The sequence below is a fragment of the Dysgonomonas sp. 25 genome (assembly GCF_010501075.1).
Taxonomy (GTDB): Bacteria; Bacteroidota; Bacteroidia; order Bacteroidales; family Dysgonomonadaceae; genus Dysgonomonas.
The window spans coordinates 167,036-188,652 of the sequence record NZ_QVMN01000002.1; the positions used below are offsets into that span (position 1 = coordinate 167,036).

At 44.5% G+C, this 21,617-nt stretch carries 19 protein-coding genes and 1 tRNA gene; 12 read left to right on the forward strand and 8 right to left on the reverse strand.

Annotated elements, in window-relative coordinates:
- Positions 1–100 precede the first annotated feature (100 nt).
- Together D0T66_RS03850 and D0T66_RS03855 are read left to right on the forward strand one after the other, a co-directional pair.
- Positions 101–175: transfer RNA gene (locus tag D0T66_RS03850), tRNA-Pro, on the forward strand.
- 66 nt (positions 176–241) lie between these two features.
- Positions 242–1,168 (forward strand): hypothetical protein, encoded by a 927-nt coding sequence (locus tag D0T66_RS03855; protein WP_163355778.1) that lies wholly within the window; start codon positions 242–244, stop codon positions 1,166–1,168.
- A gap of 61 nt (positions 1,169–1,229) precedes the next feature.
- Here D0T66_RS03855 and D0T66_RS03860 read toward each other — a convergent pair whose 3' ends face one another.
- The 4 genes from D0T66_RS03860 to mce form a co-directional block, all read right to left on the reverse strand.
- Positions 1,230–1,670: a biotin/lipoyl-containing protein gene (locus D0T66_RS03860; protein ID WP_163355780.1), complete on the reverse strand. Its 441-nt coding sequence runs from the start codon at positions 1,668–1,670 to the stop codon at positions 1,230–1,232.
- 16 nt (positions 1,671–1,686) lie between these two features.
- The gene (locus D0T66_RS16185) at positions 1,687–1,863 is read right to left on the reverse strand and encodes a hypothetical protein (protein ID WP_185154814.1); all 177 of its coding nucleotides are present in this window, start codon (positions 1,861–1,863) and stop codon (positions 1,687–1,689) included.
- Between the two features lie 26 nt (positions 1,864–1,889).
- Positions 1,890–3,449, reverse strand: a complete 1,560-nt coding sequence (locus tag D0T66_RS03865) for an acyl-CoA carboxylase subunit beta (RefSeq protein ID WP_163355782.1) — start codon at positions 3,447–3,449, stop codon at positions 1,890–1,892.
- A gap of 99 nt (positions 3,450–3,548) precedes the next feature.
- The gene (mce, locus tag D0T66_RS03870; RefSeq protein ID WP_163355784.1) at positions 3,549–3,959 is read right to left on the reverse strand and encodes a methylmalonyl-CoA epimerase; all 411 of its coding nucleotides are present in this window, start codon (positions 3,957–3,959) and stop codon (positions 3,549–3,551) included.
- 279 nt (positions 3,960–4,238) lie between these two features.
- On the opposite strand from mce, the gene D0T66_RS03875 reads away from it, so the two are divergent.
- Positions 4,239–4,508 carry a hypothetical protein gene (locus D0T66_RS03875; RefSeq protein ID WP_163355786.1) on the forward strand — a complete coding sequence of 90 codons (270 nt, stop codon included), beginning with the start codon at positions 4,239–4,241 and terminating at the stop codon, positions 4,506–4,508.
- A gap of 63 nt (positions 4,509–4,571) precedes the next feature.
- On the opposite strand, the gene D0T66_RS03880 is transcribed toward D0T66_RS03875, so the two are convergent.
- The 4 genes from D0T66_RS03880 to D0T66_RS03895 form a co-directional block, all read right to left on the reverse strand.
- The gene (locus D0T66_RS03880; RefSeq protein WP_163355788.1) at positions 4,572–5,894 is read right to left on the reverse strand and encodes an MAC/perforin domain-containing protein; all 1,323 of its coding nucleotides are present in this window, start codon (positions 5,892–5,894) and stop codon (positions 4,572–4,574) included.
- 199 nt (positions 5,895–6,093) lie between these two features.
- Entirely contained in the window at positions 6,094–7,272 is a 1,179-nt protein-coding gene (locus D0T66_RS03885; RefSeq protein ID WP_163355790.1) for an anaerobic sulfatase-maturation protein, read from the reverse strand.
- Between the two features lie 15 nt (positions 7,273–7,287).
- Entirely contained in the window at positions 7,288–8,958 is a 1,671-nt protein-coding gene (locus tag D0T66_RS03890) for an arylsulfatase (RefSeq protein ID WP_163355792.1), read from the reverse strand.
- Positions 8,959–9,049: 91 nt separating this feature from the next.
- Positions 9,050–10,882: an ABC transporter ATP-binding protein gene (locus D0T66_RS03895; RefSeq protein WP_163355794.1), complete on the reverse strand. Its 1,833-nt coding sequence runs from the start codon at positions 10,880–10,882 to the stop codon at positions 9,050–9,052.
- Positions 10,883–11,012: 130 nt separating this feature from the next.
- On the opposite strand from D0T66_RS03895, the gene D0T66_RS03900 reads away from it, so the two are divergent.
- From D0T66_RS03900 to dnaG, 9 genes are all read left to right on the forward strand, one after another.
- A complete protein-coding gene (locus D0T66_RS03900; RefSeq protein WP_163355797.1) occupies positions 11,013–12,701 on the forward strand; it encodes a S8 family serine peptidase in 1,689 nt (562 codons plus the stop codon).
- Between the two features lie 6 nt (positions 12,702–12,707).
- On the forward strand, positions 12,708–14,084 hold the full coding sequence (xseA, locus tag D0T66_RS03905; RefSeq protein WP_163355799.1) for an exodeoxyribonuclease VII large subunit: 1,377 nt from the start codon (positions 12,708–12,710) through the stop codon (positions 14,082–14,084).
- Positions 14,081–15,184 carry a WG repeat-containing protein gene (locus tag D0T66_RS03910; RefSeq protein ID WP_163355801.1) on the forward strand — a complete coding sequence of 368 codons (1,104 nt, stop codon included), beginning with the start codon at positions 14,081–14,083 and terminating at the stop codon, positions 15,182–15,184. Before xseA ends, D0T66_RS03910 begins: the two co-directional genes overlap by 4 nt.
- 12 nt (positions 15,185–15,196) lie before the next feature.
- The gene (gene xseB / locus D0T66_RS03915) at positions 15,197–15,394 is read left to right on the forward strand and encodes an exodeoxyribonuclease VII small subunit (protein WP_163355803.1); all 198 of its coding nucleotides are present in this window, start codon (positions 15,197–15,199) and stop codon (positions 15,392–15,394) included.
- Positions 15,391–16,065: a 2-C-methyl-D-erythritol 4-phosphate cytidylyltransferase gene (locus tag D0T66_RS03920; RefSeq protein ID WP_163355805.1), complete on the forward strand. Its 675-nt coding sequence runs from the start codon at positions 15,391–15,393 to the stop codon at positions 16,063–16,065. The genes xseB and D0T66_RS03920 overlap by 4 nt, the downstream gene beginning before the upstream one ends.
- Before the next feature lie 24 nt (positions 16,066–16,089).
- Positions 16,090–16,764 carry a GDSL-type esterase/lipase family protein gene (locus D0T66_RS03925; protein WP_163355807.1) on the forward strand — a complete coding sequence of 225 codons (675 nt, stop codon included), beginning with the start codon at positions 16,090–16,092 and terminating at the stop codon, positions 16,762–16,764.
- 56 nt (positions 16,765–16,820) lie between these two features.
- The gene (locus D0T66_RS03930) at positions 16,821–17,441 is read left to right on the forward strand and encodes a M15 family metallopeptidase (RefSeq protein ID WP_255489702.1); all 621 of its coding nucleotides are present in this window, start codon (positions 16,821–16,823) and stop codon (positions 17,439–17,441) included.
- A gap of 772 nt (positions 17,442–18,213) precedes the next feature.
- Positions 18,214–19,452, forward strand: a complete 1,239-nt coding sequence (locus D0T66_RS03935) for an FISUMP domain-containing protein (RefSeq protein WP_163355810.1) — start codon at positions 18,214–18,216, stop codon at positions 19,450–19,452.
- A gap of 60 nt (positions 19,453–19,512) precedes the next feature.
- The gene (gene dnaG / locus D0T66_RS03940; RefSeq protein WP_163355812.1) at positions 19,513–21,543 is read left to right on the forward strand and encodes a DNA primase; all 2,031 of its coding nucleotides are present in this window, start codon (positions 19,513–19,515) and stop codon (positions 21,541–21,543) included.
- The last annotated feature ends 74 nt before the right edge of the window (positions 21,544–21,617 follow it).

Here is a 21,617-nt window from a genome sequence, read left to right on the forward strand (position 1 = left end):
ATATAAGAAAAAGGGGAAAATAAAAAAAATAAAAATATTTATTGAAAAAATTTTGCAATTTCCGAAAAGGTAGTATCTTTGTCACCGCTTACGGGCAATTCGGGATGTAGCGCAGTCCGGTTAGCGCACCTGCTTTGGGAGCAGGGGGTCCCAGGTTCGAATCCTGGTATCCCGACGAAAGAAAAGAGGCACCTATGGAAATATAGGTGTCTTTTGTTTATTTATAGGTATAGCGAATTCCATGAAAAAATGTATTTTAATAATACCGATTCTCCTATTTCTTCTTTCGGCTTGTAATAAGAGTAATGGAGAACATGTCGCGACAATAAGTAATGATACTATTGTTTTCGAATTCGAACCGAATCTTCTTGTAAAAACAGAACAATACCTTAAAACGGATAGTCTCAATCCTAAAATAGTCAAAGAAGCATACTATTCTGACAGCCTTTTGCTGAGGGAAATATATTGTAACAACTATATGAGTTCTGAATATGATGGCTCTACGGATGCGGAATATGTTTATTGTTACAATAAGAATAAGCGATTGATATTGAAGTATTGTATAGAGTCTTTTTTGAAAGGGGATACCGTTCGCTATCAATACCAATATTTTGATGAGAATAATAACTGCGAGATATTGATTTATGATTGCAGGAAAAGATTAAAAAATGACTCAATAAGCGATCGGTGCATGATTACGGAAGATGATTATACTAAAGACCGAATTTGGCAGTACAAAACAAAATGGATAAAGAAATACGACGAGCAAAATCGATTGATAGAACACGCCAAGTCAATAACTGATAGTAGCAGGCAATGCCAGAATCTTTATACATATAAATATCAGGGCAATAAACTTGTCGAGAAAAAATCTTTTTTGAATAATAATATACCCTATTGGACAGAGGTGTATGAATATAATGGAGATTCAATCAAGATGGCTCATACAAATCATGACTCTTTTCCAATACCTTTTTATACTAAGATTACAATTTCAGATAAAAAAGGGAATCCTATTGTATCAAAGAAGTTCGATAATAACGGTGGGCTAATGAGAGTGTATCGATATTCGTATGACGACAATGATAGATTGAAAACAATGCGATGTTTCAATGGTGAGAACGAATTAAAAGTAACTCACAGCTTAGTATATAGTATTTTGGAGTAAAAATGACAAAAAGGGAACAACTTTGTAGTTGCTCCCTTCCTTATAGTGGTGTGGATAAAGATTATCCGATTGTTACAATCGTTACGCCTTCGAGCACTGATTCGCCCGGATTGACGTTGATAGCAGTCACTGTTCCGTCTACTGTAGCTTGGATGGAGTTTTCCATCTTCATGGCTTCGAGAATGGCTACTGTCTGTCCTTTCTTCACTGCATCGCCTACGTTAACATTGATGCTGACAACGATACCCGGAAGCGGAGATTTTACTGCTCCGGCTGCATTCGAAGGGGCTGTCGGTTTAGCGGCAGGAGCCGATGCAGTTGCTTTAGGAGCTGCCGCAGCAGGAGCTTTGGCTACCGGCTGAGATACGAGGCTAACTTCATCGTTTACCAATTCCACCTTGTAGTTAGTGCCATTTACAGCTACTTCTGCAAGGGAGTTATCCATTTTGTTTACGGCAACTATGTAGTCCTGACCGTTTATTCTATATATGAACTGTTTCATAATGATTTCTCAAATTTTATTTTCTTGTTGGCATTTGAAGCATAGCGTTCCTTTTATCAGCCCAAGGCAAATATTCTTGCGATACATGCTTGATGGTTAATACATTGCTTTCCACGTCGTGCTGGTATTGCATATCATAGATAGCCATGGCTATTGCAGCTAATACTTCTGTTGGTATATTATTATTACTCATAATTGTATTCCTTAGTTGTTAGAGATTTACAAAGGTAAGTTATCGTGCTTCTTGGCAGGATTCACTTGCTTCTTAGTTCTCAATTGCTCCAATGCACGGGTAACGCGGAAACGAGTATTGCGTGGCTCGATAACATCGTCGATGTAGCCATAGCGGGCAGCATTGTATGGGTTGCTGAACTGTTTGTTGTACTCGTCTTTCTTCGCCGCAGCCACTTCTGCCTGTTTCTCAGGAGTACCGGCTTCTTTGATGTCTTTGGCATACAATACTTCAGCAGCACCATCGGCACCCATCACAGCGATTTCGGCCGTAGGCCAAGCGTAGTTGATGTCTCCGCGAAGCTGTTTACAGCTCATCACAATGTGAGAACCTCCGTAAGACTTACGCAATGTCACAGTCACTTTAGGCACAGTAGCTTCGCCATAAGCATAGAGTAGTTTGGCTCCGTGTACGATTACACCGCCATATTCCTGACCGGTTCCCGGAAGGAATCCCGGTACGTCTACCAAGGTAACCAACGGAATGTTGAAAGCGTCGCAGAAGCGTACGAAACGTGCAGCTTTGCGCGAAGCATTGATGTCCAACACCCCTGCCATGTATTTAGGCTGGTTGGCAACGATACCAACAGATTGCCCGTTCATACGAGCGAAACCGATAATGATATTCTTAGCATAATGTGAGTGAACTTCGAGGAACTCGCCATTATCGATGACTGCGCCGATTACTTCATACATGTCGTATGCCTTATTCGGGTTGTCAGGGATAATTTCGTTCAACAGGTCATCCATTCTGGCGATCGGGTCGGTACACTCTCTGCGAGGAGCTTCTTCCATATTGTTGGAAGGAAGGAATCCGAATAACTGACGGATTAGTGAAAGACCTTCATCTTCGTTCGGAACGGAGAAATGAGCGACACCCGATTTAGTTGTATGTACTGATGCTCCACCCAAATCTTCTTGGGTAACGTCTTCGCCTGTAACGGTTTTTACGACTTTAGGGCCTGTAAGGAACATGTAAGATGTACCTTCGGTCATCAGAATGAAGTCGGTAAGAGCCGGTGAATATACAGCACCTCCGGCACATGGTCCGAAGATTCCCGAAATCTGAGGAATTACTCCCGAAGCCATAATGTTGCGTTGGAAAATCTCAGCATATCCGGCAAGAGCGTTTACTCCTTCCTGGATACGTGCACCACCCGAGTCGTTGATTCCGATAACGGGAGCGCCTACTTTCACGGCATAATCCATCACCTTGCAGATTTTCAATGCCATTGTCTCTGACAATGAACCCCCGATAACGGTGAAGTCTTGTGCAAATACATAAACCAAGCGTCCTTCGATTGTACCACAACCTGTAACTACCCCGTCGCCAAGGAATTTGGTCTTTTCCATGCCGAAGTTAGTACAACGGTGTTCTACAAACATATCGAATTCTTCGAAGCTTCCTTCGTCGAGTAAGATAGCGATACGTTCGCGTGCAGTGTATTTTCCTTTAGCGTGTTGAGCTTCGATTCTCTTCTCTCCACCGCCAAGACGAGCTTTAGCACGTAGCTCTATCAGCTCTTTTACTTTTTCAAGTTGGCTCATTTTTATTTGTTTATTTTGTTGTTATTTAGATTTATAGCCTATTCTTTGTTGAAAAAAGAATAAGCTCTACATAAGGACTTATGTAAAGCTTACTGTATCTTATTTGTTAGGATCTTCGCAAAGCTCGGTAAGGACGCTTCCTGTCGATTTCGGGTGAAGGAATGCGATATTTAATCCTTCGGCTCCTCCGCGAGGTGCTTTGTCGATTAGCTGCACGCCTTTTTCTTCCATCTCTTTCAGGGCATTTGCTACACCGTCGACGCTGAATGCGATGTGGTGGATACCTTCGCCGCGTTTCTCGATAAATTTAGCGATTGTGCTATCAGGGCTTGTAGGCTCGAGAAGCTCAATTTTTGTTTGCCCTACTTTGAAGAATGCAGTCTTCACTTTTTGGTCTTCGACTACTTCGATGTTATAACATTTTAAACCAAGAACGCCCTCATAGTAAGGTAGTTGTTCTTCGATGCTTTTTACAGCAATACCTAAGTGTTCGATGTGCGAAATATTCATGACTTTTATGGTTATAATTAAGTTTGCACAAAAGTACGACTTAATTACAGAACAAAGAAATTTATGTCAGAAAAAATCAACTAAAAGCAACCTTGCTTTGTTATTAAACTATTGTTATTGGGTGGGTTCGCTCATTTTAACGAAATATTAAGGAGGGGCAGGGTATTTCCTGTTATTTTTCGTTAAATATGGGGTTATGTGCTTGGAAATGTGGATATGATGTATTAAATTTAAGAGTGTCATTGGTTGGGTTGTTAAATTTTTAAAGTATGTTGTGTTATGGTAGCTATTAAAGATACTTTAAAAATAGGTAGTACAATTTATGGAGTGGATCTGAAGACCCTGAAAATTACACCTTGCGACAGGCGGAATTTGCATAATATGCGTCAGTATACGACGACGTATGAGGATTTTAGTCGCAGTGATCTGGATCTGGTTCTACGGAATAAACTCCTGCAGAATAAACTGCCTATCGAGTATGACGGAGTCATGTACTTCGGTACGGAGGAAGAAGCCATAGAATTTATTAAATTCCAGATTGGCATCTGACCTCAACAGAATAAAAGCCCCTTGTTTCTCACTACAAGAGGCTTTTTTATGAGAGATAATGTTTTATTTTTTTCTTAAGAGATAAGGGCAGGATTTAATTATTTTTCCATCGTCTGTTACCATTACACAATAATATTCTTTGTTATATGGTAATATATTAGTGCTCATACTTATGTACTGCTTCTTTCCTCCTTTTGATTCTGGTATCAGCTCTTCCTCCATAAACCACTGATAAGATACAAAATTATAACCGCCATTGTATATTGGATTATTATTGATCAATAGCGCATCATTAAATTTTTCAACAATCAAGCCGGAAGTACACGTCACTCTTGTTCTATAGGCTATTTCGTCTATAACAGCTTGCTGTTTAACCGGATCGCTTATAAATTCCCAGAGAGGAATCATCCTTTCATTATTGCTGTAAATTAATGAAGAATTTTGAGGGGTAATGCTTCTGACCCAACCTCCCCAATCGAAAAAAATAGGTGAAATGTAGCCATTTTGATCTACAGTTGTCTTAAATGATTCGACATTGGCTCCTCCATGCTGAACTAATGAAATTGTAACATTCCTGAGCTTATTGATATAAACTGTCGAATCGCTATTCTCTGTTTTAATTACGCCAAGAACATCAGTAACAAATCGTTGAAATTCGGTTTGTGTAGATTCATAGGCATTTGCCGAAACCAAAACGCTGACTTTGCCTCCTATATTTATATCAGTCAACACGTGTGTGCCGAATTCATCCACAATTTCTTTAGCTGTATTGTATTTTAAAGCCCGAAGAAATCTGTCTGACAGAAAGTATTTTAGCCTCGACATACTTGTCGTGCTCAAATATATCCTTTTGGTACTCACGCATAAGTCTGATCTGTAGAATGAATGGTTGCTTTTTTGGTTTATTTTCGAATCAAATTGTTTAGTAAGTTCGTATTTACCCCATTCGGTGAATTTCAAGGAAGATAATATGCTTGGTTTATCGATAGTTGCGGTTACCTTGTTTTTTAATATCCTTTCAAACTCGGCATAGTTCACCCCATAGGTTTCGCGTTGTGTAAAGCTCCCATGTGTCAAAGCTACTTCTAAATTCTCTTTAAAGGTAGTTACCGGTGCCCAGGTGTTAGGGTCTGTTCCATTTCCTGAAGTAAACTTGTCTAAATCAATCACAGGATTAAGGGCGCCTTGGTGATTATCTCCTATGGCATAACGGCAATCATAGCCATAGCCTACCAAATCATAAACTCCATCCCCGGCAGACTTGATTGAAATTGTAGCATAATCGGGTGGGGTGGGGATAACCGCGGAATCATATTCATTGCTATCGACACATGCAGTCAATAATAAAAAGAAAGTCAATAAAGTAATTGTTATTTTTAAGTTCATATTCTTTTGTATTAAGTTAAACTAATAAATTATTTACAGCTGCAATTGTAAAAGTAAAACAAAAGTTGTCGAATTGGTTGGGTTAAAATACAAAATACAGTTTTTTTTTAATAGATGGCGTTGTCTGTCAGTTTATTACAGTTTTGAGACACAGTTTTTTCAATATAAGAATGGGGTGAAATATGCTCGGTTGACGATTTTATTTCCTGATTTTATCCGCCACCTGCATGATGTTTGCCGGAGAACGCTTGTTCAGCAATTCGTTTTTCATAAAGTCCATATAAGGCGCAATATGGTCGAAAAACTTGTAATATCCTATGCACAGATAATTCAATCCCGCTTCGCCCGAATCGGTCGCTATAATCCGGTTCTTGGGGCATTCTCCGTAGCAGGCTTTCAGATATTTGCACCGCTTGCACTGCGATGGCAATGTATCGAACTTATCCTGTCCGAAACGTATTTGCTTAGGCGAATACATCATTTCGGTCAGTGTCATCGAATGAATGTTGCCAATTTTATAATCGGGGAAAACAAAGTGGTCGCAGGCATAGACGTCGCCGTTGAACTCCATCACGCCGGCATGTCCGCATGTCTTGGCAAAAATGCATGTTCCCGGATCTACGCCCATCCATCCCGCCAAAGCGTTGTCGAAATATTGGACGAAGTAATTTCCGACGTCCTTGCGCACCCATTCGTCGAATATGGCGATGAGGAAATCGCCCCATTTCTCGGAGTCGACGCTCCAAGGCAGTAACTCACCGTCTTTTGTTTCCACTACCGGGGCAAACTGGATATAATGACAATCGATAGACTTGAAGAAGTTGTAGAAATCCAATGGATAGTCGACATTGTAATCGTTGACAACCCCCATGATATTGAACTCCACACCGTGCATCTTGAGCAATGCGATTCCGCGCAGGACAAGGTCGAACGAAGGGCGTCCGTCCATCATCTTGCGGTACTTGTCGTGATGCTCGCGCGTTCCGTCGATGGAGATGCCCACGAGGAAATTATGCTCTTTGAAGAATCTGCACCATTCTTCGGTTATCAGGGTACCATTCGTTTGTATGGTATTCTGTATATTGCGTCCCCGCCCGTATTTGCGTTGATATTCCAGCGCTTTTTTGTAGAACTTGATGTCGCGCAGCAATGTCTCGCCCCCGTGCCATGTGAACAGCACATGAGGCGAGGTTTGCGATTGGATATATTGTTTGGTAAATTCCTCGAGCAGACTGTCTTCCATCAGGTATTTCCTGTCGGTAGGATACAGGCCTTTCTTTTCGAGGTAGTAGCAATAACTGCATCGCATGTTGCAGACCGCGCCTATGGGCTTCAGCATCACATATAACGGTCTGGCAAATGGTGCAAATGTTGTCATTTCAGATATACTTTCTTATTTCGGAGCCGGAACGACAAGGCATCTCTCGGCCCATTCGTTGTATTGCTTTATTAATTTCTTGACAATCTTAGGATTCTTCTTCGCCATATTGTTCAATTCAGTGCGGTCGTTGTTTAGGTTGTATAGTTCCCATTCGCCGTTCGAACCGTTCGGCATAACGATCTTCCATCCGTCGTTGCTTATCAATGCTTTCTCGTTGAAGTGTTCGAATCCCAGATGTTCGTGACCTTTCCGCTTGCCGTCGGCGAGGATAGGCACAAGGCTCTTCCCTTCCATCGGGATGATTTTCTTGCCGTTGTACTCTTTCGGGTAACTGGCCTTTGCTAAGTCGATACAGGTAGCCATGATGTCCATTACATGCCCCATTTCTTGAGTCATGCCGCCGGTGTTGTATTTCAACCCTTTAGGCCAGTGGGCAATCATCGGCGTACAAATGCCGCCTTCGTACGATTTTGCTTTCCAAAAACGGAAAGGTGTATTCGCAACATTTGCCCATTTCGCGCCGATAGAAGCGTATGTCAATTCCGAACCCGGCAATACTTCTTTCTTGCGTGGATAGATGATTTTCTCGCCGATGCGTGTCATATCAGGGCGGTCGTTTTCCCCTTCGGAATAGTTCTGGCAATCCTCGCTGCTGCATCCATTATCCGAGAGGAAAAGAATCAGTGTATTGTCTAATTGCCCATTCTTTTCGAGGGCGTCTAACAGTTGTCCGATGCCTCTGTCCATACGGTCTACCATAGCCGCATGCACAGCCATTGCGCGGGCATCCCACTCCTGCGTAGGATTGTCTGTCCACTTATCCGTAAATTGGCGGGGCGACATGGCTATACTATTATCTTGGAAGATGCCCAGTTCGCTCATGCGTTTGTAACGCTCTTCGCGTATGGCATCCCAACCATCTTTGTAGGTGTCTTTATATTTTTCTATATCCTGAGGCAAGGCATGTAACGGCCAGTGCGGAGCGGTGTATGACAAGTACAGGAAGAATGGTTTGTCGTCCTGCGCATAACGGTTTACATAGGACACCGTACTGTCCGAAAGGGCTTGCGTGATATAGTAATCTTTCGGTACGTTCTTTATAGGAGTTTCTCCATTGACGAGGCTGAACGGATCGAAGTAGTTGACTACTCCGTATATGATTCCATAGAAATCGTCGAACCCGCGCTGCGTCGGATAGCAAGCCTTATCGGCAAAATCTTCGTGATAGACGTGATGTGCCAGCCATTCGCGCTGGTCGGGTTTAAGCGGTGTTTCGGCAACATGCCATTTGCCTATCATGCCTGTATTGTAGCCGGCGTCTTTCAATACTTCGGCGATGGTGACGCCGTTCTCGGTCAACTGTCCGCGATAGCCGGGCAAATTCTCGTAGAATGTCATCCGTCCGATACCTGCCTGATGCTGGTAAAGCCCGGTGAGTAGCGATGCACGCGTAGGGCAGCTACGGCTGGCATTGTAGAAGCGGCTGAAACGTAATCCGTTTTCGGCAAGCTTGTCTAAGTTGGGTGTTTCGATTTCGCCTCCGTAGCATCCCATATCGGAATAGCCGAGGTCGTCGGCAAGGATAACGATAATGTTCGGGCGTTCATCTTTCTGGGCATACATCGACGCTGTGAGAGTAGCCAATAGCGAGACGGAACATGCCTTTAGTACCTTGTTGTTCATGGTCGTCTAAATTTAGGTTTTAGCTTAAATGATTAATACAAATCAAGGTTTTATTATTTGGTTAGTTTGTTTCAGAGCGGTAGCTATAGACCTAAAATTGCTGCATATCGCACAATTTACGGTAATAGCCGTCTTTCTCGTAAAGCTCGTCGTGTCGTCCGCGCTCTACTATTTCGCCTTCGTGCATCACGCATATTTCGTCGGCATTTTTGATAGTCGACAAGCGGTGCGCTACAACGATGGTCGTGCGGTTTCTCATCAGGTTGTCCAATGCCTCCTGTACCAGCTTTTCCGATTCGGTATCTAAGGCAGAGGTGGCTTCGTCGAGGATGAGGATTTGCGGGTTCTTCAATATAGCTCGCGCGATGCTGATGCGTTGGCGTTGTCCGCCCGACAGCTTGCTTCCCCGGTCGCCGATATTGGTTTCGTAGCCATGCTCGGTGGCACTGATGAAGTCGTGCGCGTTGGCAATTTTGGCAGCTTCGACCACCTGCTCCATCGTCGCTTCTTTCACGCCGAAAGCAATGTTGTTGAAGAATGTATCGTTGAACAAGATGGCTTCCTGATTCACATTGCCCATAATGGAACGCAAATCGGTCATCTTGAAATCGGTTATATTCGTGTCATCCAGATAGATGCCGCCTTTGTTGACGTCGTAGAAGCGGGGCAGTAAATCCACCATAGTCGATTTACCCGAACCCGATTGCCCAACGAGGGCTATTGTTTTTCCTTTCGGTACGGTCAACGTCACATCTTTTATAACCCAGTTGTTCTGATATTTGAACCAAACATTGCGGTAAGAAACTTCTTTCTCGAATACCACCGGTTTAGGATTGGCAGGATCTTCGATGTCATTCTTGGCATCGAGTATTTTGTCGATACGCTCCATCGACGCCATTCCTTTTTTGATGGTATAGGCCGACTTGGAGAGGTCTTTGGCGGGGTTGATTATCAGATAAAAGATAGTGAGGTAGTAGATGAATGTCGATGCTTCGATAGATGCACTGTCGCCCAAGATTAAAGTACCCCCGAAACACAAGACAATAGCGATTGTTATTGTCCCCAGGAATTCGCTCACAGGATGCGCCAGTTGCTGGCGGCGGGCAATGCGGTTCGACATATCGCGAAACTCGTTGCTGCTGTTGTCGAAGCGGTTGGCTATCTTGGTTTCGGCATTGAAGGCTTTGATGATGCGTAAGCCGCTGAGGGTTTCTTCCATCTGCGACATCAAGGCACCCCATTTGTTTTGGGCTTCGAGTGATTTCTTTTTCAGTGATTTACCTATCTTTCCCATGATGAAACCTGCTATAGGCAGCAGGATGAAGACGAATAGCGTCAACTGCCAACTGATTATCAGCATGGTTGCCAGATATACGGCAATCATTATCGGGTTTTTGCTAATCATATCCAGCGAGCTCATCACCGAGTTTTCCACTTCGGTCACGTCGCCTGTCATGCGGGCAATGATGTCCCCTTTGCGCTCGTTGGAGAAGAATCCTAAAGGAAGGGATAATATCTTGTCGTCTATCTGTTTACGGATGTCGCGTACCACTCCCGTGCGGATAGGGATATGGAAGAAAGCGGCTAAATAAGCTGTCCCCGTTTTGAGGAAAGTCCCGGCGATAAGGAATATCGCCAATCCGATTAATACAAAGGTGATTCCGTCGGCATCGGCTGCCTGCTGTATGGTATAGTTTATGTTGTTCATCAAGGTATCCGAAAATTCTTTCATCGAAGAATAACTGATCTCCTGATCGACATAAACTTTGCCGTCGACCTTGAACAAAATATTGAGGATAGGCACCAACGCAGCAAATGAGAATACGCCCAATACAGCGCTCAGAAGGTTGAAGACAATGTTGAGGACAACGTATTTTTTGTATGGTGGAAGAAATCTTTTTAGTAAACTCAGAAAATCTTTCATCAGATAGCTTATGTGGTTTGGATATTCTTAATTAAAAATAACTCATCAAAATTAGTTGCGCAAGTTACAAATTATTTTTTCCAACCTAAGGCAATAATGCTTACTTTTGTAAGAAACCAAACAAAATTTTATGAAAAATTGGCTATTTATCCCATTATTCCTATTCTTTCCTGCCTTGACACCGGCGCAGGAAATCATCCCGGAAGAAAAAAATATTTATGAATACAAATTCCGTCTTTTCCTGAAAGATAAAGGACAAACGTCTTATTCGACAGATAAACCCGAAGAATTCTTAACGGCTAAGTCTATCGAACGCCGTCAGCGCCAAGGTATTTCCATCGATGAAATGGATTTGCCTATCAGCGCCGATTACATCGAAGCAATCGAGAATTTAGGCGGTATCGTTGTGGCGAAAAGTAAATGGCAAAAGACCATCAGCGTGCATTGTGCCGACAGCGCAATGGTTGATGCGCTAAAGGCTTTGCCTTTTGTCGATAGTGCCATGGTAGTATGGCGCGGGCGTCCGCAAAAGATTGTGAAAAAGGAATATCCCGATTCGCTCTCGTTCCCTAACAAAAAGGAAATTGTTTTCGGCGACCATTATGCCTATAGCAAAGATAACATCAAACCCTTTGCAGGAGACACCTTGCATCGTGCCGGCTTCAAAGGGCAGGGTATGGATATTGCCGTGATTGATGCGGGGTTCAGCCATTTGCCGAGTATCGAGCTGTTCAATAAGACTAAGATAAAAGGCTACAAAGGCTTTGTCTATGGCAACGATAATCTGTTCAATACGGGCAGTCAGCACGGACTGATGGTGCTGTCGTGTATGGGAATCAATAAACCGTTGTTGTTTGTGGGAACGGCTCCCGAAGCTAATTTCTGGCTGTTGGGGACGGAAGACGAACGCAGCGAGTACCCGATAGAAGAAGATTATTGGGCGAATGCCGTAGAGTATGCCGACAGCGTGGGTGTGGACGTAGTGAATACTTCGCTCGGATACAACAGTTTCGATTATCCGACCGAGAGTTATACGCATGCCGATTTGGACGGGAAGAAAGCATATATCTCGCGTTCGGCTTATCTGGCAGCACAGAAAGGAATGCTTATGGTTCACAGTGCCGGAAACTCGGGCGATAGCTCGTGGCGCAAGATAACACCTCCGGGCGATGCAAAAGATGTATTGACTGTGGGGGCTATCCGCCGCGATTCGGTATTGGCACCGTTCAGTTCGCGCGGTCCGTCTGCCGATATGCGCGTTAAGCCTGATGTGGTAGCTTTGGGCTCTAATTCTATGGTGGTGAATAATATGGGATTGATAACCTTTGCCAGCGGAACGTCTTTCTCCTCGCCCATTACAACGGGTATCGTGGCTTGTCTGTGGCAAGCGTATCCGCAGTTGACCAATAAAGAAATTATCAAGATAGTACAAGAATCCTCCAATCGTTACGACAAACCGAACGACGATTTCGGGTACGGTATCCCGAATATGCCGAAAGCGATGAAATTGGCGGCGATAGCTGTTAAGCGGAAAGGTAAAAATGTAGTCGGTTATTCCGATAATTTCCGTATCGAGTCGGACAAGATAGGCGAAGCGCGTGTTGTGTATGTGGGAGATGAGCCATTGACGGGCGAATGTACTTTTATTCTCAGCAAGAAGCAAAAGAGTAAGGTTACGCAGGTCGATAGCTTTGTTTCGCCGGCGGAAGGCGCTTCGTTCGAGCAATATGTATTCTCCAACAAAGCGAAAGAGAAGGAATTGTATATCCTCACCATAACGGGTGCTGATGTAGAAGAAGTCTTAAACTTATATTTCTGACCGACGATGGAAAACAATGCCATATCGCTTTTCGAGCTGAACCGGACGGTGAAGGAGGTGCTGCACGCAGCGCTTCCCGAGAAAGTCTGGATAAGAGCCGAAACCAGCGACGTGCGCCAGAATCAGAACGGGCATTGTTACCTCGAATTTATAGAAAAGGATAAGTCGGGCAAAACGATGCTTGCCAAAGCACGCGGCATGATTTGGTCGACGACTTTTCATCTGCTGAAAGCTTATTTTGAATCTACTACGGGGCAGGCTTTTGCTTCCGGCCTGAAAGTGCTGGTAGAGGTAAGCGTCGAATATCACGAGGTATTCGGGCTTAGCCTGACCGTTCACGATATAGATCCCGCTTATACGTTAGGCGACCAAGCTCTTAACAGGGCGGCTATCCTCCGCCAGTTGGAGGAGGACGGCGTACTGGATCTCAACAAGGAACTTGAATTGCCCTTGCTCACCAACCGTATTGCGGTGATTTCTTCGCCCACTGCTGCGGGATATGAGGATTTTTGCAATCAGTTGGAGAATAACTCGCAGGGATTCGTCTTCTACATCCGGCTTTTCCCTGCTATTATGCAGGGCGACCGTACCGAAAATTCGATTATCTCGGCATTGGAACAAGTGTACGAGCATCAGGAGAAGTTCGATGCTGTCGTCATCATCCGGGGCGGGGGAGCGACTTCCGAATTGAGCGCTTTCGATTCGTATTTGCTGGCTGCGAGTGTAGCGCAATTTCCGTTGCCTGTCATCACGGGTATCGGTCACGAACGGGACGAAACGGTGCTGGATATTGTAGCGCATACGCGGGCTAAGACGCCGACAGCCGTTGCCGAGTTTTTGGTCGGTTACATGGCGGATACTGCGGGAGACCTGGATATGGCGCAGCAGTTGTTGACGGAAATCGTTCAAGACCGCATGCAAGACGAGAAGGATCGCTTGAAGCAGGCCGAATCGGACTTTGTGTATATGAGCCGTAATTGGTATAAAGACCAATCCACCTTCCTTGCATCGCTGGGTACTACCCTGAAAAAAGAAATCCAAGCCTACCGGAAAGGGAGCGATGCCTTGTTGGCTACTATTGCGGCTTCGCTGGTGCGTAATACGCAGCAATTATCCAAAGAGGAGCAGAAAAGGCTTTCGTCCTATCATGCTGTTTTGGAGAAAAATGCCCTTGGTTCGCTTGTTGCTAAAGAGAAGCAATTAGAACTATATGATAAAATACTCGAACTCGTTTCGCCGCAGAATATCCTGAAAAAAGGCTATACGCTGACTATGGCGGATGGGAAGCTGGTCAAATCGGCGGCGCTTCTTGGCGAAGGGCAGGAGTTGACCACGCAATTTGCTGATGGTAAGGTAAAATCAATTATAAAGAAAAAAGTATGATAATAGATAAGTATAAAAAAATACCGAAGGTGACCTATAGTCATGTAGGCCACTTCCACGAAGGGTTCGCCTATATTTGCCGGAAAGGGAAGTATGGCTTTATCAACCGCAACGGAAAGATTGCAATTCCTTGCATATACGAAAAAGTACGTGATTTCTCCGAAGGTTTAGCGGCTGTCTGTAAAAACGAGAAATGGGGATTTATCGATCAGCAAGGGGATCTGGTGATTCCTTGTGTGTATGATAATGTTTCTCCTTTTTCGGATGGACTTAGCATTGTTTTAGCGGGAGGTGATTCCTGGTATTATATCGATAAAGGAGGCTATAAGCGGATAGAAGGTGTTTATACGGCTTCCAGCCTCTTTTCCGAAGGCTTGTGTGTGGTTCGCGATAAGGATTACCGGGTAGGATGTATTGATAAAGAGGGAAAAGTGATCATTCCTTTCGAGTATGACGATATCGATGAATTTCAAGGTGGATTAGCCAGAATCAGGTACAGAAGTCAGAAAGATAAATGTGGCTTTATAAATACTAAAGGGGAGCTTGTTATCCCGATAGAATATATGTCAGATATGAGTAGCAATACCAAAGATGACCATATTTACCTGACAAAGGATGGTGAGTATTGGGATCTTTTTGATAAGAAAGGAAATATCTTAAAGTCGGGCATAAAAGCTAAACTGATTGAGGAAATGTCCGAAGGCGTAGCTGTCATCAACAACGAAGAGGGTGCTGGGGTGATAGATGCCAAAGGCCGGATTGTTGTTCCATGTAAATATGATTATCTTACCCAAAGTTCCGAAGGCCTCCTATCGGTATATGGGGATGCGTATCATGGTTTTATCGATCATCAGGGGAATGAGGTTATTCCGTTGGAATATACTACGGTTAGTCCTTTTAGCGATGGGTTGGCTCTTGTCTTAACAGTAGAATTCGATCTTATCTCAGCAGTAGAAAAAGCGGCGTTTATCGACAAGCATAACAATGCCGTTATCCTCTTACGCAAAGAAGGGGAAAGGAAGAGGTTGATACCTTATCTGATATTAGGGGCGATTACGTTGCTGATTCCTATTCTATATGTAATAATAGAAGAATTGTAACAAACTGAAAATATGGCTAAAAAAGAACAAACATACGGCGAGGCGATGCAGGAATTGCAGGATATCATGTCTCTCATCGAGAACGAAGAATTAGATGTAGACGTGTTGCTGGCAGAAGTGAAAAAAGCGGCCAATCTGATAAAACTCTGCAAAGAGAAATTGTATAAGACGAATGAAGAAATACAGAAGATATTAGACAAGATAGAATGAAAGCAACCAACAATATCATCATCGTAGCAGGTGGAAAAGGTTTGCGGATGGGTGGTGAGCTCCCGAAGCAATTTATACCCATTGGCGGGAAGCCGATACTGATGCACACCATCGAAGCCTTTTACCGTTTCGACAAAGAAATTCATATCATATTGGTGCTTCCGGCTTCGCATCGCGATTATTGGGCGGAATTATGTTGCGAATATCATTTTGTCGTTCCGCATGTCATTACGCTCGGAGGTGAAACCCGTTTTCATTCGGTGCAGAATGGCTTACAGCTCGTCGAAAAAGGTATTGTCGGCGTGCATGACGGTGCTCGTCCGTTTGCCTCTAAGGAGCTGATAAAAAGATGTTTCGATGAGGCGCAGGAATACGAAGTGGTAATACCCGTTGTCGATTCTACCGATAGCCTGCGCGAAGTAATGCCGGACGGAAAAAGCCGCATCATTGACCGAACGAAGATTAAATCGGTGCAGACGCCGCAGGTGTTTACGGTCGATGTATTGAAAAAAGCCTATCAGGCGGCATATAACGAGACTTTCACCGATGATGCTTCTGTTGTTGAGGCGTTGGGGAAAGACATTCACTTGGTACAAGGCGAACCAACCAATATAAAAGTGACCACGCCCATCGATTTGAAAATCAGCGAACTGATATTGTCCTCCCAATAAAAACCTAACCTAATCCGTATTATTATGAAAAAGCTTGTTGTTTTCTTTTTATTCATGCCGGTTATGTTGTCGGCTTATGCGCAAGATAACCGCCCCGATTTCAGAAACGATTATTATAACAACCGAAGAAATATGCAGGAAAGTATGCCTACGCAGCAAGGTGCGATTGTTATGTTCGGCAATAGCATCACCGAACGGGGTATGTGGGACGATCTTTTTCCCGGAAAAGCGATTGTCAACAGAGGTATCGGTGGCGACAGGATTCCGGGGATGATAGACCGGATGCCTTATGTGGCTGATACGCACCCCAAGCAGTTGTTTATATTGGCGGGAGTGAACGATTTGCTTTTCACCGATGTCAGCCTCGAAACTTTCGAGAAAGAATATACGCAACTCGTGCAGATAGTGAAAGAGCATTCTCCGCAAACCAAAATATATTTGCAGAGCATCTTTGCTGTGAATGATGAGATAAATGAATCGACAGCTGTCTATTTCAAAGACAAGAATGAGAAGATAGATCGGTTCAATGAGGTGGTGAAGAAAATAGCAGAAAAGAATAACCTGACATATATCGACATCGCTCCGCTGATGCGCGGGCACGATGGCAAACTAAATGCCGCCTATACGGTAGACGGTATTCACCTGAACGGGAAAGGATATACGGTCTGGGTGTCGGTGTTGAAGAAATATATAGAATAATCGATTCGATGAAGTTCTTTAGTATCAGTTTATTATTGATTTTTGGCAGTTTAACGATGTCGGCACAGAAAATTTCACCGCTCGAACAATCGATGGTCGATCAAGGGATGTTGCACGTGCAGGATTCTATCCCTTCTATCTGGGTGGAGCTGAAATATGCTACGACCGATAATTTTACGGGAGTTGTTTTGTACGACCGCATGCTCAATGCCTATCTTCATCCGCTGGCATTGCAAAAACTAAGGAAAGCACAAACGATATTGCAAAAATCGCATCCCGGATTGTCGCTGCTCGTGTATGATGCTGTGCGCCCTTTGAGTATACAGCAGAAAATGTTCGACGTCGTGAAAGGTACTCCGCAACAAGCATATGTTGCCAATCCAAGTAAAACGGGACTGCACAACTATGGTATGGCGGTAGACTTGACTATCTGCGACGAAAAGGGCTTTCCGCTGGATATGGGAACGCCTTTCGATTATTTCGGGAAAGCGGCTGCTATCCGCGATGAGGAGGGTCTTGTCGAGGACGGATTGCTTACCCCTAAGCAGGTTGCTAACCGCCGCCTGCTGCGAAAAGTGATGACAGATGCGGGCTTCTATGTTATTCAGGGCGAGTGGTGGCATTTCAATGCTGTTACGCTCGAAAATGCCCGAAAAAATTATCAAGTGATAGAATAATGGGTTAAAAATTTTGAGATCATCCGAAAATGTACGTTCTTTGCATTTGATGATAATTGATTCGGAAGTGTATTATATAAATATGAAATATGGCGGTAAAAAACAGTTAACTGATTTTATATTAGTTTGTTGTAATGTGCTATTGGCGTATTCACACACACACACACACACACACGAAATATAGCAAATATTTCGGATTAATCCAAGGTTTCAGTAAATATTTTTTAGAAAATAGTAAACAAGTAGACAGGTTAACAAGTACACAAGAAAGGAATAAACTTGTTTACTGGTCAACTCGTCTACATGTCAACTTAAAATATGCTTGTGTTAATGTCAGGGGTATTTCCGGCTGCGACAGTCGTGGACACCTCCCCCCAGCCCCCTCCGCGAGAGGGGGAGCGAGGGGCAGTATTTTAGTTAACAGTGAGCAGTCAACAGTCAACAGAATTAATGTAGGGGCGAAACATCGTTCGGCGAAGTGTAGGCGAGCCAAAAATCTTTCGCCCGCAATATCCAACATATACGGGGCAATGTTTATTGCCCCCTACAAAGCTATAACGACCCTCGTATCCACTCGGGATGACAATAACCGGCCCCCTCAATCCCCCGAAGGGGGAAGTATGGTTTCTTCCCCAATCGACAGAAACAATATACGCTCCCCTAAGCCTCCCCTACGGGGAGGTTTGGAGGGGCTCAAACAAACTATTTATTCACCCTGCTTCCTTTTCTCCCCCCTGCGGGGGAGTCAGAGGGGGCTATTATTTTTTATAACATGAAAAAAACTTTAACACGGGCTATAATCCTTATAGCCTTAACATTGACAACAATCGCCCTGCACGGGCAAGTAACTATCGGAAGTAATCAGCCTCCTGTGCCGGGTGCATTATTAGATCTAAAAGAAGATGGAGCAACCAATAGAGGTTTAGGTCTGCCTCGGGTGAAGCTGACATCGCTAACTATCCCCTCTGGAAAGAGCCTTGCGCAAACTATCGATGGGAATAGTACAAGTGACAACTGGGATAAAGACAAACATGTGGGGCTAATGGTGTATCATCTATCGGGAGTAACCCCTAAAGCCTGTGCCGACATTGTCGATGGTATGTATATTTGGGATGGTAATCAATGGCAATCCTTGCAGGAAAAACGTAGTGCAGATGTTAAATATATGGAAGATAACCGTTCGCAGATATTGGGAACTCAAACCTATCCGTACCGCACCTTCGGCAATGCAGGCGATTGGATGTTGGAAAACCTGCGTTATATTCCAGATAATACAGAAGCCGGCTTCACAGACTTTGCGCATTACACAGTTGATTATTCTTCTCCAGCTAAATATTGGTGCTACCCATGGAAAGGGCCGAGTGCAGGTTCTCATCTTTATAATGCGGCTCAAGCTGAGGTCGATTGGGTGTGGCGTGCTGGTATTATGTATACTTGGAGAGCTGCTAGTAATGGGCGGGTAGTGGGTATAGGTATCAACGAAGGACAAGGTGAAGCTGACGAAGCAGCTATGCCGGTAGTTCAGGGTATCTGCCCTGCTGGTTGGCATTTGCCCAATGATAGAGAATGGAACGAATTAGAAAAGGAGATTTACAATAACCCCACTGCTTATAGTCAATATACACCAACCGATGTTTTCACTCCAACGACTTGGTCTTCAACATGGGAAGAAGGGGGTGGCGCTTATCGCGGTTCCTCAAATACTAATGGGCATGGCTTTGCTATGTTGTCGCAATGCGCTCTTGATAACCATTATTATCCGACTACTGGAGGAAAAAGTCTTTCTTCTGTACAAGGAGGCTTCGATGTATATCTTACCGGTTATGCAAGTGTGAATAATGTCGGGAATTACGGTTTAATGGGTTCTATTTGGTCGGCGAGTTATAATTCAGGAGCTGCATGGAACCGAAACTTTAGTAATGGCACTGCTTCTGTTTATAATCCGCAACAGGTGCTCCGTACTGGAGATACTATAGCTGCCTTATTTTCCGTCCGTTGCAAGAAGGATTAAAAGAGCTTAACAATTTACCACTTGTAACTCCCCTGTATTTTTCGTACATTCGTGTCCGATATGATAGACAGGGGAACCATCGACCGCATTATCAATGCGGCAGATATAGTAGACGTTGTATCTCAGTTTGTTAACCTCAAACGGAGAGGGGTAAACTATGTCGGGTTGTGTCCTTTTCACGAGGACAAGACGCCTTCGTTCTACGTATCGCCTTCCAAGAATATCTGCAAATGCTTCTCCTGCGGCGAGGGCGGAACTTCCGTCCACTTCATTATGAAGCACGAACAGTTGTCGTATGTCGAGGCGCTTCGCTATCTGGCGAAAAAGTACAATATCGAAGTGCAGGAACGCGAATTGAGCGATGAGGAGAAAGAAGCCTATAACGAGCGCGAAAGCCTCTTCATCCTCAACGAATATGCCCGCGACTATTTTGTCAATATCCTGCACAACCATATCGAAGGCAAGACCGTAGGTCTTAGCTATTTCGAAGAACGTGGATTCCGCGAAGACATTATCCGCAAATTCCAGTTAGGCTACTGCCTCGAGGAGAGGGACGCTTTTACGCAGGAGGCGCTGAAAGCCGGATATAAAAAGGATTACCTCGTCAAAACAGGATTGACATTCGAGGCGAACGACAACAGCTACCTTGCCGACCGTTTTCGTGGGCGGGTGATGTTTCCCATTCATACGATATCGGGCAAAGTGGTTGGTTTCGGCGGACGCATCCTCAAGATGCGCGAGAAAGTCGGCAAATACGTCAACTCTCCCGAAAGCGAAATATATCACAAAGCCAGTGAGCTGTATGGCTTGTATCTGGCTAAGCAGGCGATAACCAAAAACGATTGCTGCTATCTGGTCGAAGGGTATACCGATGTTATATCCATGCATCAGGCTGGCATCGAAAATGTGGTGGCTTCGTCGGGTACGGCGCTTACACCGGGACAGATAAAACTGATTCACCGCTTCACAAGCAATGTCACCGTTATCTACGACGGCGATGCGGCAGGGATAAAAGCCGCTTTGCGGGGGATCGACCTCTTGTTGGAGCAAGGGATGAATATCAAAGTGGTGCTGCTCCCCGAAGGCGAAGATCCCGATTCGTTTGCACGTAAGCAGAATGCCACCTCGTTGAATAAATACATCTCCGATAACGAAGTCGATTTCATCCGTTTCAAGACGCAACTCCTGTTGGGCGACGCCGGAGAAGACCCTACCAAGCGGGCTTCGCTGATTACGGATATTGTCAATAGTATATCGGTTATCCCCGACAATATTATGCGCTCGGTCTACATCAAAGATTGCAGCCGCCTGATGGAGATTGACGAGCAACTGCTTGTCCGCGAGGTAAGCCGCAAAAGGCGCGCGCACCTCGACCATAAATATACCGATAGCCAGCGGGGAGAGGAGCGGGGAGGGATGCCTCTCGCGCCACCCGAAGAGGATTATATTCCGCAGATAGAGCAAAACAGGCAGCAACAACAGGCGCAGAAGAAAGGCCTCAGAGGAAATCCGATTCATGCCAACGAGTTGAAAGTGCTTTACTTCGTCATTCGCTATGGTACGCATATGCTGATAGAGGTTACCGAGGAGAATCCCGATGCGCAGCCGATGAATGTGATTCAATACGTGAAACTCGATTTGGAGAATGACGGGTTGTGGTTTACCCATCCCACCTATAAGCAGATTTTCGAGGAAGCGGTAGAACAACTGTCCAATACCGACTTTGTTCCGTCGCGCTATTTTCTGGCGCATCCCGATCCGGGCGTCAGCCGTATTGCTGCCGAATTGGTCAGCGACAGGCACGAGTTGAGCAAGATACATATCAAGCAGTTTGGCGAAAACGTGTCGAAAGAAGATACGCCTTTGGCGGAGGAAAACCACTTGACGCGCAATGTTCCGTGGGTATTGGCCGAATTGAAGAATGCCTACATCGAACAACGTATAGCCGAGGTGAACGAGCAATTGAAGGAGAAAGAAAAGGCAGGGGATTACGAAGCTGTGCTCGCGCTGATGGCGGAACGTAAGAACCTGAAAGATATAAAAAAGATACTCGATAAGTATCTGGGCGAAAGAATTGTCTTGTCGCGATGACTTTTTTTCCATCGGCTTGTGATATTTTGGGCTCTCTTTCGTCTTATAGAATAAATAAAACCAACAACATATAA

Coding starts and splice junctions, on each gene's coding strand:
- D0T66_RS03855 (WP_163355778.1), top strand. CDS start 242: ATGAAAAAATGTATTTTAATAATACCGATTCTCCTATTTCTTCTTTCG.
- D0T66_RS03860 (WP_163355780.1), bottom strand. CDS start 1,670: ATGAAACAGTTCATATATAGAATAAACGGTCAGGACTACATAGTTGCC.
- D0T66_RS16185 (WP_185154814.1), bottom strand. CDS start 1,863: ATGAGTAATAATAATATACCAACAGAAGTATTAGCTGCAATAGCCATG.
- D0T66_RS03865 (WP_163355782.1), bottom strand. CDS start 3,449: ATGAGCCAACTTGAAAAAGTAAAAGAGCTGATAGAGCTACGTGCTAAA.
- mce (WP_163355784.1), bottom strand. CDS start 3,959: ATGAATATTTCGCACATCGAACACTTAGGTATTGCTGTAAAAAGCATC.
- D0T66_RS03875 (WP_163355786.1), top strand. CDS start 4,239: ATGGTAGCTATTAAAGATACTTTAAAAATAGGTAGTACAATTTATGGA.
- D0T66_RS03880 (WP_163355788.1), bottom strand. CDS start 5,894: ATGAACTTAAAAATAACAATTACTTTATTGACTTTCTTTTTATTATTG.
- D0T66_RS03885 (WP_163355790.1), bottom strand. CDS start 7,272: ATGACAACATTTGCACCATTTGCCAGACCGTTATATGTGATGCTGAAG.
- D0T66_RS03890 (WP_163355792.1), bottom strand. CDS start 8,958: ATGAACAACAAGGTACTAAAGGCATGTTCCGTCTCGCTATTGGCTACT.
- D0T66_RS03895 (WP_163355794.1), bottom strand. CDS start 10,882: ATGAAAGATTTTCTGAGTTTACTAAAAAGATTTCTTCCACCATACAAA.
- D0T66_RS03900 (WP_163355797.1), top strand. CDS start 11,013: ATGAAAAATTGGCTATTTATCCCATTATTCCTATTCTTTCCTGCCTTG.
- xseA (WP_163355799.1), top strand. CDS start 12,708: ATGGAAAACAATGCCATATCGCTTTTCGAGCTGAACCGGACGGTGAAG.
- D0T66_RS03910 (WP_163355801.1), top strand. CDS start 14,081: ATGATAATAGATAAGTATAAAAAAATACCGAAGGTGACCTATAGTCAT.
- xseB (WP_163355803.1), top strand. CDS start 15,197: ATGGCTAAAAAAGAACAAACATACGGCGAGGCGATGCAGGAATTGCAG.
- D0T66_RS03920 (WP_163355805.1), top strand. CDS start 15,391: ATGAAAGCAACCAACAATATCATCATCGTAGCAGGTGGAAAAGGTTTG.
- D0T66_RS03925 (WP_163355807.1), top strand. CDS start 16,090: ATGAAAAAGCTTGTTGTTTTCTTTTTATTCATGCCGGTTATGTTGTCG.
- D0T66_RS03930 (WP_255489702.1), top strand. CDS start 16,821: ATGTCGGCACAGAAAATTTCACCGCTCGAACAATCGATGGTCGATCAA.
- D0T66_RS03935 (WP_163355810.1), top strand. CDS start 18,214: ATGAAAAAAACTTTAACACGGGCTATAATCCTTATAGCCTTAACATTG.
- dnaG (WP_163355812.1), top strand. CDS start 19,513: ATGATAGACAGGGGAACCATCGACCGCATTATCAATGCGGCAGATATA.